This window comes from Nostoc sp. LPT, from assembly GCF_017115165.1.
In the GTDB taxonomy this organism is placed as follows: Bacteria; Cyanobacteriota; Cyanobacteriia; order Cyanobacteriales; family Nostocaceae; genus Nostoc.
The window spans coordinates 66,546-84,002 of record NZ_JABXKF010000161.1 but is presented as its reverse complement, the minus strand read 5'-3'; the positions used below and the strand labels follow the sequence as shown (position 1 = coordinate 84,002).

The window sequence follows — 17,457 nt, the reverse complement described above, 5'->3', positions numbered from 1 at the left end:
TGCGGCATCGGCATTGGGCAACTTCGGAGACGCCGCAGCCAAGTATGTCCCTGACATCCTCAATATCCTCAAGGATGAAAAGGTTCCCGCCAACGTTCGTTCAGGTGCGGCATCGGCATTAGGGAAGATAAAACAACTGAAGTTGGAAGAGGTTGTTATAGTTTTGAATTATGCCTATGAGCCAAACCAGGGAATATTTGGGAGAGAGACAGGAAACTTTGAATTTTGGCGGTTTTGGTCTTACTTCCTGAGTGGTGGGAATAGATGAGGTAAAAAGACTGCTCATCTGGCTGGCCAGACCTAAGAGAAAAGCAATTCTTGAGCAACTTACTCACGATGAAGGCAAGAAAACGCTGGAGGTTTTTCTCAAAGCCTGGGAACCTAGTAAGGGGCTGGATAGATTAAGAGAAGATTTAGCAGAACAGATTTCAATAGTTGCCGAGAACAAAAAAGTTCATTGGAAATGGCAAGATATTGGTTTACTACAGCACCACTACAACAACCTCAAAACTCCCTACTCTACTAAAGCTTTTGCAGTGCAGTCACAGATAACTAACCTTGAAGGTTGGGGGTGGTTTTTTAAAGCCAGAAACATTATCATCATTCACATTGCCTTTTGGCTTGCCCTCATCTTTGCCTACCCGAAATTTCCCCAAGTCCAAGCCATCTTCTTCTGGAACCCTTGGGTACGCCGGATTCTCGGCGTCGGCTATGTCGGCTTTCTCCTCACCTGGTTTCCCCCCTTCCGGCGCAAATTATTTGAACCATTCAAACCTTCCCTATTAGCCGATGCCGGCTTAGATAATTTTTATGACCAATCATACTTCCCAGAATCTAAAGTCAAAGTTCCCGTCTCAGGAGACATCTTGCCAATTACCCCAGCCTTACCCAGTATTCAAAGACAAATTATCTTAGAAGGAGATTCCGGCTTAGGCAAGTCGATGTTTCTCCGCCATCTGTTGAAAAACTCCCAGCGCATAGTCGTTTATCTCCCCGCCCAAAAGTGTCATAAAGGCGTAATTGAAGCCATCCAAGACAAGCTACACGGCCAAGCCCAAGATGCTGGCTTCCTGAAAAACCTGATTTACAGTGGTGCGATAGATATCTGCATCGACGGACTCAACGAAGTCACCGCCGAAACACGGGCTAAAATCTGCCAGTTTGTCGAAAGCTATTTCCGGGGCAACATTATAATGACTACCCAGCCCCTAGAGTGGACACCACCCTCAACAGCCAAAACATACTACTTGCAACCCCTTGAACAACAACAAATTCAAGAGTTTTTGATTTCCCGTCAGCCGCGACTCCCCCAAGATGCCAAAATTCAAGGTGCTGATTACGCCAAAGCCTGCACCGATTATTTAATAGAAGTCTTCCAACAACAAGCCAAAGAAGAGTTAGATGCTGTCCGCCGAATTCTTTCCAATCCAATGGATCTAACAGTGGTAGCGCTGATGTTATCACAAGGCAAACACCCTAACTTGTTTCACCTGCAACAACAGCAATACAATTTAATGGCGGCAGAATACCTCAAAGAATGGAATCAAGAATTTCCCTTAAAGAAATTCTCAGCCGCCGTCTACGAAATGCGACTCCAAGACAAACAAGCTTTACCCGCAGATGAATTTTACCAAGTCGCCATGTCTTTGTCAGACGAGAAATACAAAATGGTAGTCAGCCGTCAGTGGCAAGATAAAAAAGGCGAAGCCCAGAAAGAATGGTGCTTCCGCCACGATAAAATCATGGATTTCTTCTTAGTGCAAAACTTTCTCGGCGAAACTGATGCCGCCGAAGGACTATTAGTTGATAGAATGGGCGACCCCCGATTTCGTGGTGTTTATTTCTTGCTAGCAACCTTACTTGAGATAGATGCAGCCAAAAAACTGCGAGAAGAATTGATTCAATACGCCGCCGATACTAAAGATAATACGGTGAGTAATACTTTCGTGCAGTTATTAAGGACTAGATAGTGCAATACGCTTGGCTTTGTGGAAATTTATAGCGCTTCTGGGTTGAGTGCAATACAGACCTAATACCAATTCGCAATTCGCAATTCGCAATTCGCAATTGAGAAATTTAGATGCAGCAAGGCAATACCTGCTTACATCTGTTGCCTGATTTTAGAGAATTGGTATAACAAGAACAGCCCCTTCCCTACTAGCGCGTTGAGAAATAAAATTCAAAGCCTTTCTCCTTTAAAGAGAGAGGAATGGAAGTGAGGTCAAAGTGTATTGCTTCCATTCGAGAACCGCTATATCTGTTAAGGCAGGCTGTTCTTGAGCAGGGGAGGCAGGATAGAAGCGCAATGTGAGATTTCACTTATTAATAAAGATATAGCTACGGCAAAACTTGTGTGTACACCGTAGCTTTGTAGGAGAGAGAAATAGAAGTGAGGTTTCAAATACTTTAACAGGGCATCAAAGCATCAAATCTCCCTAGTACTGTCATATCTTCTTCATCTAACTCTGTCGGAATCCCACTGCGAATTAGTTCCGAAAAGTCTTCATTGGGAACCATAACAGTCAACGTGTACAAGCGGGTAGAACCAGTATTTTTAATCAAATGAGTACCAGTGGGAGGCACCAATAAACTATCTCCAGCTTTGATCGTGGTAGTCTTGCCATCACACATAGCGATCGCTTCTCCTTTGAGGACAAAAAACATTTCCACCGCCCACTGATGGCGATTTGGCGGTGTTTGTCCACCAACATCAAAAATTTCTACGCAGCAAGTCAAGGAAGTATTAGCATTTGTCGAATCGAAGATAATTGCTAATCGATTAGAGTCGTTAGGACTGATGCGATATACTTGGTAATCTTTGGGAGATTTGATAACCGGAATTACACAACGAGTAGCGTTCATTTATTTATCCCTTCTGAAGTTATCGATGGATATGAAAATTCCTGAAATCTGAGTCCTGAATATTGAGTTGTTAGTTGTATCTCTAAATCACAAAATCACTAATTATTTTTAACTCCTCACTCCTCACCATTTTGCAGCGCTGTTAAAATTCCTTGCGAGTCAGTGACAAAACCGAAGCATTGTTTGACATTATACAATGTCGCCAGCCAACAATATTCAGGAGAAGTGGTAGCGGTGCAATCTTTAACCAACACGCAGTCATATCCTAAGAAATTGGCATCACATAAGGTAGTTAGCACACATTGATCGGCATTAACACCAGCAAAAAATAATGTTGTCCTTCCCAAATTCCGCAAGATACTATCTAAGGGTGTATCCCAAAACCCACTCATGCGGTATTTGTCTACACAAATATCTTCGGGAATTTGTTCTAGCTCGTCTATTACTGCCGCGGCCCAACTACCTGCCATGAGTACTCTAGCACCATTGCTTGGCAGTGGATCGCCCAATCCTACACCTCCCCCTGTGGGGTTATAGACATGACGCGAACCAGCACTAATATTGAGCAAGTCGGGACGATTCCCCCAATTTACCCAAATGACTGGAACACCAACCTCACGCAATTCTGGAAGTAAGTTGTTCAAAGGTTCAATAGGCTGACGCGTTGGAGTTACGTCTACACCGATATGCGCTAACCAGCCATCAGGGTGACAGAAGTCGTTTTGCATATCAATGACGAGGATAGCAGCTTTTGCCAAGTCTAGGTGCAGGGTTTTAGTTTCTGTTGATAAAATAACGGGTTGTGGAGTCTTTTGAAGACGAGTGATATCTGCGATCGCATCATTCACTGTCCACGCATTTGGTGCAACTCCCAATGTCCGTAATGGTAAATTCATAAAATTGCAATACCCAACACCATTTTCTATTTTGTAACTTGAAATTCAGTTCAAAATACAATTACTTAATCAAGGTTAAATATGCTAGATTTTACCATCCAGAATGTTTTGATTGCCGTCAGTGATGATTATGCAACGGTAGATGTACAGATTGTAGATAATGCGATCGCAGCCATTTCCCCCAATCTACAAGTAGTCGGCACTGCCATAGATGGCAAAAATAAGCTATTGCTACCTGGCTTTTTCAACGCCCACACCCACTCATCAGAGATGTGGCAACGGGGGATGATGTCAGTTTTACCTTTAGAATTATGGTTGGCAGAATTGTTTGATTTTGCTCCCCTCGATCCCGAACAGATTTATCTAAGCGCCTTGGGTACTGCGGTGGAAACCTTACTTTCCGGCGGGACGAGTGTAGTAGATCATCTGGTGTTAATTCCCGGACTTGAGTTAGAAACCATCGCCATTGCAACTCGTGCTTACAGAGAAGTTGGGATTCGCGCCTTTATCGCCCCTCTAATTCAAGATGAATCCCTCTCCGCAGGTATCCCATCTGGGGAATCAGCCCAAACTCATGAACCTTATTTTCGCTCAACTGCGGCAACATTGGAAATTATCGAAGAAGCGGTAAGGCAATTTCATCGCCCAGATGAGGGTGTAAATATTTTAGTTGCACCAACGGGGATACAATTGTGTACTGATGCTTTATTTGCAGGGTGTATTGAATTAAGCGATCGCTACAATCTTTGTCGTCACTCCCATTTACTCGAAACCAGGGCACAGGAAAAACTCGCTCAACAAAAGTACGGTTGTACTGCTGTGGAACATTTGAAAAGGATTGGGTATTTGAGCGATCGGACAACTTTAGCCCATTGCGTTTGGTTAAATGATGCTGATATCGCCATCCTCACCAAAACTCAATCTACAGTTGTTCATAATCCCTTAAGTAATCTGCGTTTAGGCAGTGGCATCGCCCCTATTTTAAAATATCGTCAAGCTGGAGTAAATGTAACTTTTGGTTGCGATGGTGCTTCTAGTAATGACTCTCAAGATTTGTTAGAAGCTATCAAAATTGGTTCTATCTTACATAATGTTACAGACTCAGATTATCAACACTGGATTACACCCCGGCAAGCAGTGGAAATGGCATCCTTGGGAGGTGCAAAGGGACTAAATTTGGTAGACAAACTCGGTTCTTTAACTGTCGGTAAACAAGCAGATTTAGTACTTTATGACCTCACCAATTTATCATTACTTCCTCGTACAGACCCCATTGGTTTGTTAGTTTTAGGGCGTCCTAGTAATGTTGTTAATAGTGCTTGGGTAAATGGTAAGCAAATTGTTGCTGATGGTAAAGTGACAACAATTAATGTTGATGGATTGCGGCAAGAATTATTTAATCGCAGTCAATGGGAGACAAAACGCAAGTCTGAAACTGTGGCACAAATTGAAGCACATTATCGTACAGTTATGGGGTTATGAAACACAATTATACACAATAGACACTATAAATGTTAGGCTTAAGACATCATGTGGAGTGAGCATGAGATTATCACTTAGCGATTTATGTGCAACATTTAAAGAATGTACACTTTGGACAAACAACATTATTAAAGATAGTCTGTCATCTCGTTTAGGCATCCTTGAAGAAAGTATCACTGATATAAACTTGGTAACAATTGCGCGAAAGCACAGCGATTTTATCCTGACTAAGAAATTCAGTCGTAGAGAAGAAGGATCACAAAGCGGTGCTGACTGGTTATGGTGCATAGGTGAGCCTGGTGCTTGGTTATCCTTATTAGTGCAAGCAAAAGTTGTTAATCCAATTACTTCGACTTGTCGTTTTCTTAACTATCGTTCAGGTGAGCAACGTCGCCTGCTGCTAAATTTTGCACGTCATTACCGCTTGTTTCCTCTTTATTGTCTTTACTCCCAAATTACAGATGAATTTTATCCCTCCAGTAAATTACTACCGTCTTTATCAAATTTTGATTCTTCAGAATGGGCTTGTTCTTTAGTCATTCCTAAATTTATAAGAAAACTTGTTGAGCAGAAGCATAAGAAGCAGATCGACTTACTAAAATATGGAATTCCTTGGACATATCCCTTTTATATGGCTGCGACAAATAGTGACCAAAAACTAGCTCATAGTTTAGCTGAAGCAATGAAAAAGATACGTACTGAATTTGAATCTGTTGATTCATCGGGCATGTACGTTCAGTTGTTGGATAACTCCTCAAGTAAAGCGAAGAAGCAAGGTACTACGCGAATCAGATGGGAAAATCCAGATCCGTTGCTACTTGTTACACCAAATCTACCTAGTGTTGCATTACGACTTTTAAAAGGAAAGATCAGTGCTGTGAAATCACCTGTTGCTGGGCTAAGTATTATATCCACTGTGCCTATTGATGCAGTGCTACAAACATACAAAGCCCTGCCCACTTCAGATAGAGAGAGCTTTCACCCAAGCAAAATCGCTAGAGATGATAGCCAGGTTCAGCTAGATATGCGAGTTTCCGACACTTAACACAATGTTGGAGCAGACGAACACAAGCTCTGCTCTCTGTATCAAGGTTGCTTGCGTCCGCTTAACTTCACGCTAGCCTACTAAGTTATTGATTAGGAGAGTATTTTGATCTTGTCTGCCGAGCAAACATCCAATCCATCTTTTCTATAGTCATTATTTCTCTGCTCAAAAGGGAAAGGCAAAATGAAGCGCTATGTCCCAAATAATACAATTTGGTTGTATGAGAGTTTCTTCAAGAATACTGTGAAAGCAAGCTTTTAGGGGCTAAAAAGTAAATTAATATTTCTTCTTATTCTGTATGAGAAGTTTTATATCTTTGAAAGTCTTGATTCACCGCACCACACTTGCTCATTGCGTTTAGGTTAGAGTCAATGATGTCGTCAGGCATGAGAGCTTGATAAATAAAGAGAGGTAATTGGTGTTAGCTTTAAGAGCAAAGCGTTGTATGAGAGCAATTCACCATGTCGTCAGCAGCAATTACCACCGTGATCAAAATGATGGAGTCTTTACCCATTGAGGTACAAGATCAGATTGCAGAGCATCTGCGGGAATACATTAATGATCTGCAAGATGAAATCAGATGGAATGAATCGTTCCAGAAAACACAATCAAAACTTATTGCTGCTGCCAAACAAGCCAAACAAGAAATTGCAGAGGGACAAGCAAGCCACTGCAATGAACTATGACCAGCTATGAAGTCAGCAGTACTTCCTTCCTTTTGGTCTGAGTATCGACAGTTGAGCAGCGAAATTAGGCAAAGTGCCAGGAAAACATATTGGCTGTGGGCAGAGAATCCATTTCACCCGTCTTTACATTTCAAGTGTATCAACAGTCAGGAGGGGATTTGGTCAGTGAGGGTAACGCGAGGCTATCGGGCACTTGGAGTTTTGGAAGGAGACACAGTGACATGGTTTTGGATCGGTAGTCATGACAATTATGAGCGTTTCTTTGGGTGAGTCTGTATATTTAGATAGCTGCTGATTGCTGTGTTTGCTAGAATATCGCGCAGAGGCTGAATTGCCAAAGGAAGTAGCTCTATGCCAATTGTCATTACCCTTAGCCCAGAATTAGAAGCATTACTACGCGACAAAGCTGCTCGGCAAGATCAAGATGTTAGTCTTGTAGCGTCTGAGTTGATTACCAGTATCCTAGAGTGGGAGGTGCAAGAATCAGAGGAGGCTATAAAGGGGATTGAACAAGGATTAGATGATTTTGAGGCAGGACGGTTCCGGTCTTTTCATAAGTTTGCCCAACAACAGCGTCGCAAGTATAATCTGCCAGCTGATTCATGAAATATCGCATCGAAATTTCCAGTGTGGCGGCTTTCGTATGAGTACATTTCAAGATTGGTTTTGGGAAATCAAAGAGTGCGGACAAGGGCCTCATTACTACTTCAGTGCCACTTTTGCTCCGTCTGATGCTGAACGCCTTGCTGCTTTGGTACGCCAGCATCCACTGTCTGGCTTTAAACATTGCCACTTTGTTGGCAAATTAATCAATGCGCCATGTGGAGACTCCAATACTCCAGGTTCTTACGATTTGTATGTTGACCAGAGCAACTATGCTGAAGTAGTGTCGGGTATACAAAGAAATGAACCTATAGTTACTGTTGCACACTATACCTGGCAAATCATTGGTGTTTGCGATCGCGAATTTGGCATTGAGTCTGGTTATGGTGGGATAACTGGCACAGATAACCAAACTGACACCTCACTGATTGTGGCACTGGCGCAGTCACCAGAACTCACCTTAGTTGATTGGAGAGTCGTTTCTGGAGGAGACGGTTACGCATCGGTGTTTTTTAGAACTGGCACATCAGCAGCAGAATTGCTTGCTTATTTGCAGATGCAGCCAGAAAAGCCTGACTTCATGCAAATCGAAAGGGAGTTACGTATAGCTTTATCAGATCCAGCTTTGTCTAAAATTTATCGCTTGGGCGAGTGCAAAATCAATGGTTGGAGGCTAGAAGCGATCGTTTTGCATAATATTGAAAAAATCACAAGCTATGGTGGCGAAGGATGGGACATGACACCACACACCAGTCAGCTTTACAAAGTCGCCCAAACTGTTAGCGATAAGTGCAAGGTTCCGGGTTGTGCAGGGGGTGCTGCACATGCGCCAAATGACTTCTACACACTCATTGGCAGCCATCTTAGCTTTGGCTACCCACGCCAAGAGGGGTAATTTTAAATTGGAATTTGAATCACAAATTCTGTACCCTCTCCCTGTACAGAATTAACTTCCAGAGTGCCGCCATGTTTTTCGACAATAATTTGTCGGGCGATCGCTAATCCTAATCCTGTACCTTTACCTACAGATTTAGTTGTAAATAAATGGTCAAAAATCTTTTGTTTGACTTCATCAGACATTCCCATACCATTATCTTGAATATAAATTAAAACATGATCTTTGTCTTCACTCAAACAAGTTTTAATCTCAATTTTATTATTAATCTCGTGATAATTATGTCCAATATTAGACTCCTCTAAAGCATCAATAGCATTTGCCAATAAATTCATAAATACTTGATTTAGTTGCCCAGGAAAACATTTGAGTAAAGATATATCCCCATATTTTTTCACAACTTTAATCTCTGGACGTAGTTCCGATGCTTTTAAGCGATGCTTCAGAATCAAAATTGCACTGTCGATACCGTCGTGAATATTAAAAGCAACTTTGTTTTCTGTATCTGCCCTGGAAAAGGTTCGCAAACTGTTGCTAATACTCCGAATCCTATCAATACCTAATTTCATCGAAGAAATCATTTTTGGCAAATCTTCTCGGATATATTCTAGGTCAATTTCGGCAATTTCTTCTTCAATTTCTACACCCGGATTCGGAAACTTTTCCTGATAAAGCTCGATCAGGTGAAACAAATCTTCAACCAAATCAACAGCAGGTTGAATATTACCTGCAATAAAGCCTACAGGATTGTTGATTTCGTGGGCTACACCTGCAACTAAATTACCTAATGCTGACATTTTCTCATTTTGCACCAGTTGTAGTTGCATCTGCTTTAAATCTGTAAGTGAGTGTTCTAATTGTTGGGCATTCTCTTGCGATCGCTGATAAAGAGAAGCATTTTCTAAAGATATGGCAGCTTGTGAACACAATAGGTTTATCACTTGGAGTCTATCATGGGTAAATACTCCAGCAATAAGATCATTTTCTAAGTAAAGGATGCCGATTAACTTTCCTTGATGGAGAATTGGGGTACACAGTAAACTTTTGGGTTTTTGTTGGATAATGTATGAGTCGGAGGTGAAGGAATTTTTCACAGTTGCATCATCAACTACCAGTGTTTCTAAAGTGCGTTTGACATAGTTAATTGGAGTTAGAGGGATATCTTGGCTAAACTCAATGGGAATAGATTGCAGAATAGTTGGCACTTTCTGGAATGTTGCGATTGCTTCGATCGTCCAAATATTATCCTTGAGTAAAATTAAAGCAGATTTTTTGGCTCCGGTATTCTCCATCACCACTTGCATTAATGTCGAGAGCAACTTTTCTAAATGAATTTCGCTAGATAGTGCTTGAGAGGCTTTGAGAACACTTGCTAAATCTAAAGCTTCAGAAATGCTGGTGCTACTGGATGAAATTGTCATGCTAGCAGTAAAAGTTGACAGGGATATATTATTGAAACTGGATGCTATTTCCGTGGGATTGACGCGAATTGTTTCCGATTGGAGAATCGGGGCAAGTAATTGAGGATAACGTTTTTCTAAATCATACACTTTGGCTTTAGCGCCCCAACGAACATAGCAGTAATAAGCGTTTGTCAAATAGGTTTGGGCAATTTGCTCTTTACCCCATTTTAGGTAAAAATTGGCGGCGAGTTCGTGAGCAAGAGCTTCTTCTTGAATATATTCATTTTCTTTGGCTCCTTGAATAGCGCGATCGTACATTTCCATTGCTTGAATATATTCACCGAGAATGCGATCGCGTTCAGCCTCCACCAAATAAAACTTATGTAAATGATTCATCGGTGCATGATGCGCCCAGTTCTGCATTTTTTCCTGGTTGGCTATAACCCTTTTCAAAATGAATGCTTGCTCGTCTTCAGCAGCATCATAATATACGGCTAATTGGCTCAGAGAATCATAAAAATGAAATAGAGGAACAATAATACTTCCAATCAGACTATCTAAATAATTCAGTGCTATTTCAGCACTTTTAATCGCATGAGTATACTCACCAAATAAATAACAGAGAACCAATTTATTAAAATGCAATGAACAAATCATGCTTTGATCGTGACTTTGGTAATGAAGCGGTAACATAGTTTCTTCATTGTAAGCATCACCGATTAAACGGCAAGGATTTTCATTTTTTGAAAGTAAGTTAAGGACTACTTGTCGATACAGTTCATTTCTAAGTAGCGAGGGTTTTTGACGAAGCTGCGTGAGTCCTTGACTATAATTTGCTATTATCTGTACTACAGAAGATAATTCTTTACCAGCTAAATATGAATTCAAGGAATAAATAAATGCACAGTAACCAGCAAATTCTAAATCTCCTGTTTCTAGCCCGCTAGAGTAGCCTAATTGAATAGGATGCAAAAGTTCTCTAACGTGATTCTTCCAAGAATTCAAAGAGCCATAAACAACCGAATATGTCTTAGCTATGAGCTCTTTAGCATTCAATTTATCTAATAACCTGAGAGTCAGTTGACCGAATTGATAACCAGATTCAACATCTCCAATAAAAGTATACAAAATCAATCCATAACATGAATAACCATAGAGAGAATTAGCAGTATTTCCATACTTAAGGGATAAAACAACTTGTTTAAATAATATTAAAGGATAGAGTTCTGGGATAACTAAATAAGCAGCAGCAGCTATATTTGTCAAGATATTCATAGCTGCTAACTTATCTGGCTCAGTCATTACTTTCAACTCTAGTAAGTCTTCAATGGATTTACCCTCTAAAGCTAATTGTGTCTCCTGTAGTCCACGGGAAATATCTTCTGGTCTTGGCTGTTCGGGTAGTTCTATCTCCAATAATTTGAGAACTTTGAGTCCCGTTTTTATCGCCTCCCACATTCTGTTTTGTGCTACCTGAGATAAGATTTTGACTTCGTAGGCTTTGACTCGATCGAGCAGTGTTTTGCCATTTTCTAATATTACTTGTATTGTTTGCTCTATCTGTTCAAAAGCACCGTTAAGATGAGCTAGCTCGGCAGATGTTGAGTACAGTGCCAAAGCCAACTCATACTGACATTGCCAACAATCTTCTGTGAGTAATTGAATTCCAAAATTTGTGTACTCTATAGCAACTTCATAAGCAGTCGAAATCTTCGCTTTATGACTTGCAGCTAGGTTTAATTTTGCCAGTTCTTCTCGTTCCTCTGGCTGAGTAACTAGTTCAACTCCCAAATTTAAGTGATTGACTAATTTAAAGAGATGTTCTTCACGCTGTTCAAGGGAAATATTCCTCAAAATTAATCGCCCAATTTTGAGGTGTACTGTCTGTTTTAGTCCTTTAGGAATTAGAGAATAAGCTGCTTGTTGAACGCGATCGTGCAAAAACTTGTAGGAACAGGAGCCAGAATAGAGCATCCAAGAATCAGAAGCAATTAGAGATTCTCCTGACTCCTGTTGATAAAATTTGTAAACTTCAGTTGTAGGTATGATCAAACCTTCTTGCAAAGCTTTCCATAAGTCTGCTGCTGTCTCCGCTAGAGATTTTTCATGGACAATTGCAAGAGTTGCTAAGTCAAATTGATTATCAATAGAAGCTGCAAGCTGCAAAACTTTTTGAGTTGCTTCTGGTAACTTCTGCAACTGAAGTACCATAAACTCTACTAAATCATCAGTAAATGCTAATGCTTTAATCTGAGCAATATCACATTGCCAATGACCCATATCAAAGTTATAGTTAATTAACTTATTTTCGTGCAGTGATTTAAGGAATTGATTGGCGAATAAGGGATTTCCTTGAGTTTTATGATAAATTAAATCTGTGAGATTTTGGACAATTGGTAAGTTACGTTTAAGAGTATCAGCAATTAGATGATTTAAGTCTGCATGATTGAGATTAGCTAAAGTAATGGTATTAATAAATGCTTGATGTTTAGAAACTTCTTCTAATGTCAATATTAACGGATGTCCAGGATAAACTTCATTATCGCGATAAGTACCAATAACCAACATATAGTGAATTTCAGCTTCATTCATCAGCAATTGCATCAACTTCAAAGATGCTGAATCTGCCCATTGTAAATCATCGAGAAACATCACTAAAGGATGCTCTTTGGTTGTGAAAACTTGGATAAATTTCTGAAACAGTAAATTGAAACGATTTTGTCCAGCAGTCCCTAAAAGTTCAGATACTGGCGGTTGTTGCCCAATAATTTTTTCTAGTTCGGGAATAACTTCGATAATTACTTGAGCTTTCTCACCCAAAGCTGTGAGAATTGCGGCTTTCCATTGTTCGAGTTGAGTATCGGTTTCACTAAGTAATTGCCCCATTAAATCTCGAAATGCTTGTACAAAAGCTCCCAAGGGAATGTTGCGTTGGAATTGGTCATATTTGCCTTTGATAAAATAACCCCGTTGTCGCACAATGGGTTTATGGACTTCATTAACAACAGCAGTTTTACCAATACCAGAGAAACCTGCTACTAAAATCATTTCTACCCCCCTTAGTCCCCCCTTACTAAGGGGGGATTCAGGGGGGTTAGCTACTCTATCAAATGCTGCGAGTAAGCTTTCTACTTCTGCTTGCCGACCATAGAGCTTTTCTGGGATGATGAAGCGATCGCAAATATCCCGCACTCCTAACTCAAAGACATCAATGCTGCCAGTTTCTCGCCACTGACGCCAGCAAATTTCTAAGTCATACTTCAACCCCAATGCACTCTGATACCTATCTTCAGCGTTTTTTGCCATCAGTTTGCTGATAATTTCAGACAGAATTGGGGGAATGTTAGGATTGAGACTATGTACCTGTGGAGGAAGCTTTGCCAAATGACAATACACCAACTCCATCGGTTCATCAGATTTGAAAGGTAACTCTCCGGTGAGGAGTTCAAAAAAAGTGACACCCAAGGAATAAAAGTCGCTGCGGTAGTCAATTCCCCGGTTCATTCGTCCGGTTTGTTCAGGAGAAAGGTATGCCAATGTCCCTTCCAGAATATTTGGATTAGTCAGAGTTTGCGTTTCTCTTGAAAGTAAAGAGGCAATACTAAAATCAATCAGTCTTATATCTTTGGTGGTGGGGTTAATCAAAATATTAGCAGGTTTGATATCTTTGTGAATCACCCGATTGTGATATAGTCCATCAAGAACTGAGACAATTTGCAAAGCAATGTCAAAAAATATCTGCAACCCATCAGCAGTTCTCCCCATCCCCTTATCTCCCCACCTGACCATCTCTTCTTGGAGAGAAATGCCACCCAAGTCTTCCATAACTAAGGCATAGCTGTTTTGATAGTTCTCCAGGCTATAAGTTCTGATAATTCCATCAATATCTAGATTTTTCGCAATGGTGTACTGATTGCGGAACCGCACGAGTTCATAAAATGTAGGATACTCACGCCGCAACAGTTTAATTACTACCGGCTTTTTATCTGATTCTCTAATAGCGCGATGCACTAGGGTTTTAGATCCCGAATAAATTAGCTCATGTATTTGATAACCGGTCAGTGCCACCATAGTTCTCTTTTCCTTACAAGGTTAATTTTTTCTTGTTTACATTGATTGTTCCCATTAATATAAACGTGCTTAAGATTTGGGAAGACAATTTTGTAACAAGATATGAATGTGCGATCGCTAAATTCTTATTTACAGCATCAAAACTCTAGCTAATTGACTAAAAAGCCACAAAAAAGGCGAATTTTTGTGTATGCTCTGTGACTAAGTGCTTTAGCAATACCTTTCCGGGAGTAAACATGGAACGCGCCATCTCTGCGTTGGGAATTTTAATTTTTATTGGTATATCCTACGCCTTCTCTGTTAATCGTCGTGCGGTACGTTGGCGAATAGTGGCGTGGGGTTTGGGATTGGAATTTGTGTTTGCGCTCGTGATTCTTAAAACTCCTTGGGGTTTAACTGTGTTTAAATCTCTGGGAGATATTGTCAGCCAATTTTTAGCATTTTCTGATGTTGGTGCAAAATTTGTCTTTGGAGAAAATTTTAAGGATCATTTCTTTGCTTTCCAAGTGCTGCCGACAATTATCTTTTTCTCTGCCTTCATCAGCGTCTTGTATTACTACGGCATTTTACAGCGAGTCGTAAACGTGATGGCGTGGGTAATGATGAAAACGATGAAAACATCGGGTTCTGAATCTTTATCCTGTGCAGGTAACATCTTTTTGGGGCCAACAGAGTCGGCGCTGATGGTTAAACCTTATATAGCGAATATGACGCAATCGGAACTCCATGCCGTGATGACGGGTGGTTTTGCCACAATTGCCGGTGGAGTACTAGGAGCATATCTTTCCTTTGGGCTACCAACAGAACACCTAATTGCTGCTTTCTTTATGACTGCTCCCACATCGTTGGTGGTATCAAAATTACTTTACCCTGAAACAGAAGTATCAGAGACGGCTGGTAAAGCAAAAGCGGATGTAGAAACCAATTACGTAAATGTAATTGATGCTGCTACTACCGGATCGATTGACGGCGTGAAGCTAGCAGTTAATGTTGGGGTGATGATTATCGCCTTTTTAGGATTATTAGCTGCCCTGAATGCACTTTTAGGATGGTTGGGGTCATTTGTAGGCTTACAGCAACTCTCATTACAGTGGATTTTGTCTTTTCTCATGGCTCCCGTAGCGTGGCTAATGGGCGTACCTTGGGCTGATTGTCGGCAAGTTGGGGCTTTATTGGGTACAAAGACAATTCTTAATGAGTTTATTGCTTTTTTGGATTTAAAGGCACTAATTGAAAGTGGAAAAATCTCTCAACGCGCAGTAATTATTGCGACTTACGCATTATGTAATTTTGCAAATATAGGTTCAATTGGCATTACCATTGGCGGCATTGCGGGGATAGCACCTAATCGCCAGCATGACTTAGCTCGTATGGGTGTAAGGTCAATGATTGGCGGATTGTTAGCAGGTTTTATCACCGCTTGTATTGCTGGGGTGTTGATTTGAAAAAGAATTTTCTAAATATAGATTTTATAAAATGAGCAAACCGACAGTTTGACAATCCCCTACTCATCTGTAGAGTAGAACTGTTGGGCGTAAAAACGGGCATACCGTCCTTCCTGAGCCAAGAGGGAGGTGTGAGTACCAGCTTCAACCACCTGTCCTTGTTCGATTACGAGAATGCAGTCAGCCCGACGAACGCTACTCAAGCGATGGGCGATAATAAACACGGTACGGTTTTGCATCACTCGCTCCAGTGCTTCTTGAACTAGTGCTTCTGATTCAGAATCTAGGGCAGAGGTGGCCTCATCCAGGATGAGAATTCGAGGATCGTTGGCAACTGCTCTAGCGATGGCTAATCTTTGGCGTTGTCCTCCCGATAGGTTAACTCCACGCTCTCCCACCCAGGTATGATAACCCTGAGAAAACTGGGTGATAAAGGAGTGAGCGTTGGCAATCTTTGCTGCTTCTTGAATCGCTGCTAAATCTAATTTTTCCTGACCGTAACCGATATTTTCAGCGATCGTTCCCGAAAAAAGAGTAACATCTTGGGGAACAATCCCAATTTGATGGCGCAGGCTGGTAAGTGTGACATCACGAATATCAATATCATCAACCAGAATTTGACCCATCTGAGGGTCATAAAAGCGAAGTAAAAGATTAATTAACGTCGATTTGCCTGCTCCAGAAGAACCAACCAAGGCAATGACATCACCAGGAGAAGCGTCTAAGCAGAGATCCTTAAGCACTGGCTGATCGGGATTATAGGCGAAATCGACATGACGATACTCTACCTTGCCCATAACTCGTGGCATTGCCTGAGCATTCGATTTTTCGCTGATACTAGGCTCCTTCGCCATCAGTTCAAAAATGCGTTCAACAGAAGCTTCGGTCTGTTTGTACTCGTTGTAATTGCTAATCATCATGTCGATTGGCTGAATCAGTATAGCCACAGCAGCTAAGAAACTGATAAACCCTTGAGCTGTCAGCTGATTCTGAGAAATCTGCCATCCTCCTAATAAAAACAGCAGTATAATACTAACTGCTTCCAAAAAACCGACAACCGGAAACTGAATGGATTTGAGTTGTAAAGCGCGATACTTAGCTTGGCGATTGATTTCTGCTTCTCGATTGAATCGCTTCACTTCATATTCTTGGGCTGCAAAAGCCTGAACGACACGAATCCCGCTAAATACTTCAGTTAGCATCGCCGACAAATTGGAAACCTGATTTTGGCTCTGGCGAGATAGCATGAGTAATCGCTGACCAAATTGCCCGATTAACCAAGCCATTAAAGGAGCCAAAATCAAACCCGCAAGAGTGAGCGGCCAATTCAGGTAGAGCATGTAAATGGGAATCGCAATTAACTGCAACAAATTGGAAAGAAACTGATGGGATAACTTGTCCACAATCTCGCCGACGCGATCAATATCTTCAGTCAGGCGATAAGTCAGGTCTCCCGTCTGTGTGGTTTCAAAGTAATCTAATCCGAGTTTGTGCAGGTGAGCATAAACGCGCTTACGCAAGTTTAAAACCATGTTCAGAGTAGCAGCGATCATAAAGACATTCTGCCCGTATTGACAAAGCCCTCGAACCAAAAATACTAAAGTGGCTAGTCCGAGCCAGTAGGCAATCTGGTTAATATTTCCCTGACCAAGATAAAAAGAGACCTGACCTGCTAAATAGGGCACTGCTAGGGTGAATAACACAAATCCTAAGATACAAGCTAATCCCCGAATTAACAGCGGCCATTGGGGCCACAGATAAGGCAACAGTTGCCAGTAACTAGAGCGGACTTTCATAGTTCAATTCTGTAGTGTTATCAAGTCAGGCAGAGGGCAGGAGGCAGGAGGAAGTTGGGTTAAAAAGAATAGCTTTGTTGGGTTGAGCGTAAGCATTACCCAACAAAGCTTTGATAATGTTGGTGTTGGGTTTCGTTCCTCAACCCAACCTACACCTACACCAGTTTTAGTTTTTAGCCTTAACCCAAGCGTATTGGCAGTTAAGTAAGAATTCAGGGGTCAGAATTGAGAATTTAGAATTAAAGTGGATTACGGCGTTAGCCTACCACACCA

General features: G+C 41.2%; 11 protein-coding genes and 1 pseudogene. 8 read left to right on the top strand and 4 right to left on the bottom strand.

Translation table 11 applies throughout. The features are described 5' to 3' along the window. Positions 1-1,970, top strand: a pseudogene (locus HWQ58_RS30800) (PBS lyase); the annotation flags it as partial. A 436-nt stretch (positions 1,971-2,406) separates the two neighbouring features. On the opposite strand, the gene HWQ58_RS30795 reads toward HWQ58_RS30800, so the two are convergent. Together HWQ58_RS30795 and HWQ58_RS30790 are read right to left on the bottom strand one after the other, a co-directional pair. Beyond that, the gene (locus HWQ58_RS30795) at positions 2,407-2,862 is read right to left on the bottom strand and encodes a cupin domain-containing protein (protein ID WP_292871442.1); all 456 of its coding nucleotides are present in this window, start codon (positions 2,860-2,862) and stop codon (positions 2,407-2,409) included. Between the two features lie 116 nt (positions 2,863-2,978). Then, the gene (locus HWQ58_RS30790; protein ID WP_292871440.1) at positions 2,979-3,758 is read right to left on the bottom strand and encodes an isochorismatase family cysteine hydrolase; all 780 of its coding nucleotides are present in this window, start codon (positions 3,756-3,758) and stop codon (positions 2,979-2,981) included. Between the two features lie 81 nt (positions 3,759-3,839). On the opposite strand from HWQ58_RS30790, the gene HWQ58_RS30785 reads away from it, so the two are divergent. The 6 genes from HWQ58_RS30785 to HWQ58_RS30760 all read left to right on the top strand — a co-directional run bounded on the left by HWQ58_RS30785 (position 3,840) and on the right by HWQ58_RS30760 (position 8,469). After that, on the top strand, positions 3,840-5,240 hold the full coding sequence (locus HWQ58_RS30785) for an amidohydrolase (protein ID WP_292871438.1): 1,401 nt from the start codon (positions 3,840-3,842) through the stop codon (positions 5,238-5,240). Between the two features lie 61 nt (positions 5,241-5,301). Continuing rightward, positions 5,302-6,285, top strand: coding sequence for a hypothetical protein (locus HWQ58_RS30780; protein WP_292871436.1), 984 nt, complete (start codon positions 5,302-5,304; stop codon positions 6,283-6,285). Positions 6,286-6,746: 461 nt separating this feature from the next. Continuing rightward, positions 6,747-6,971 carry a hypothetical protein gene (locus HWQ58_RS30775; RefSeq protein ID WP_366838931.1) on the top strand — a complete coding sequence of 75 codons (225 nt, stop codon included), beginning with the start codon at positions 6,747-6,749 and terminating at the stop codon, positions 6,969-6,971. A gap of 6 nt (positions 6,972-6,977) precedes the next feature. After that, entirely contained in the window at positions 6,978-7,241 is a 264-nt protein-coding gene (locus tag HWQ58_RS30770) for a hypothetical protein (protein ID WP_292871434.1), read from the top strand. Positions 7,242-7,322: 81 nt separating this feature from the next. Further along, positions 7,323-7,577, top strand: a complete 255-nt coding sequence (locus tag HWQ58_RS30765) for a hypothetical protein (RefSeq protein ID WP_292871432.1) — start codon at positions 7,323-7,325, stop codon at positions 7,575-7,577. Positions 7,578-7,614: 37 nt separating this feature from the next. Next, a complete protein-coding gene (locus tag HWQ58_RS30760) occupies positions 7,615-8,469 on the top strand; it encodes a hypothetical protein (protein ID WP_292871430.1) in 855 nt (284 codons plus the stop codon). A 2-nt stretch (positions 8,470-8,471) separates the two neighbouring features. Here HWQ58_RS30760 and HWQ58_RS30755 read toward each other — a convergent pair whose 3' ends face one another. Then, on the bottom strand, positions 8,472-13,943 hold the full coding sequence (locus HWQ58_RS30755; RefSeq protein WP_292871428.1) for an ATP-binding sensor histidine kinase: 5,472 nt from the start codon (positions 13,941-13,943) through the stop codon (positions 8,472-8,474). A gap of 236 nt (positions 13,944-14,179) precedes the next feature. Here HWQ58_RS30755 and HWQ58_RS30750 point away from each other — a divergent pair, with 236 nt between their 5' ends. Next, positions 14,180-15,388, top strand: coding sequence for a NupC/NupG family nucleoside CNT transporter (locus HWQ58_RS30750; protein ID WP_292871497.1), 1,209 nt, complete (start codon positions 14,180-14,182; stop codon positions 15,386-15,388). A gap of 59 nt (positions 15,389-15,447) precedes the next feature. Here the strand turns inward: HWQ58_RS30750 and HWQ58_RS30745 are convergent, their stop codons facing one another. Beyond that, positions 15,448-17,184, bottom strand: a complete 1,737-nt coding sequence (locus tag HWQ58_RS30745; RefSeq protein WP_292871426.1) for an ABC transporter ATP-binding protein — start codon at positions 17,182-17,184, stop codon at positions 15,448-15,450. Between the last annotated feature and the right edge of the window lie 273 nt (positions 17,185-17,457).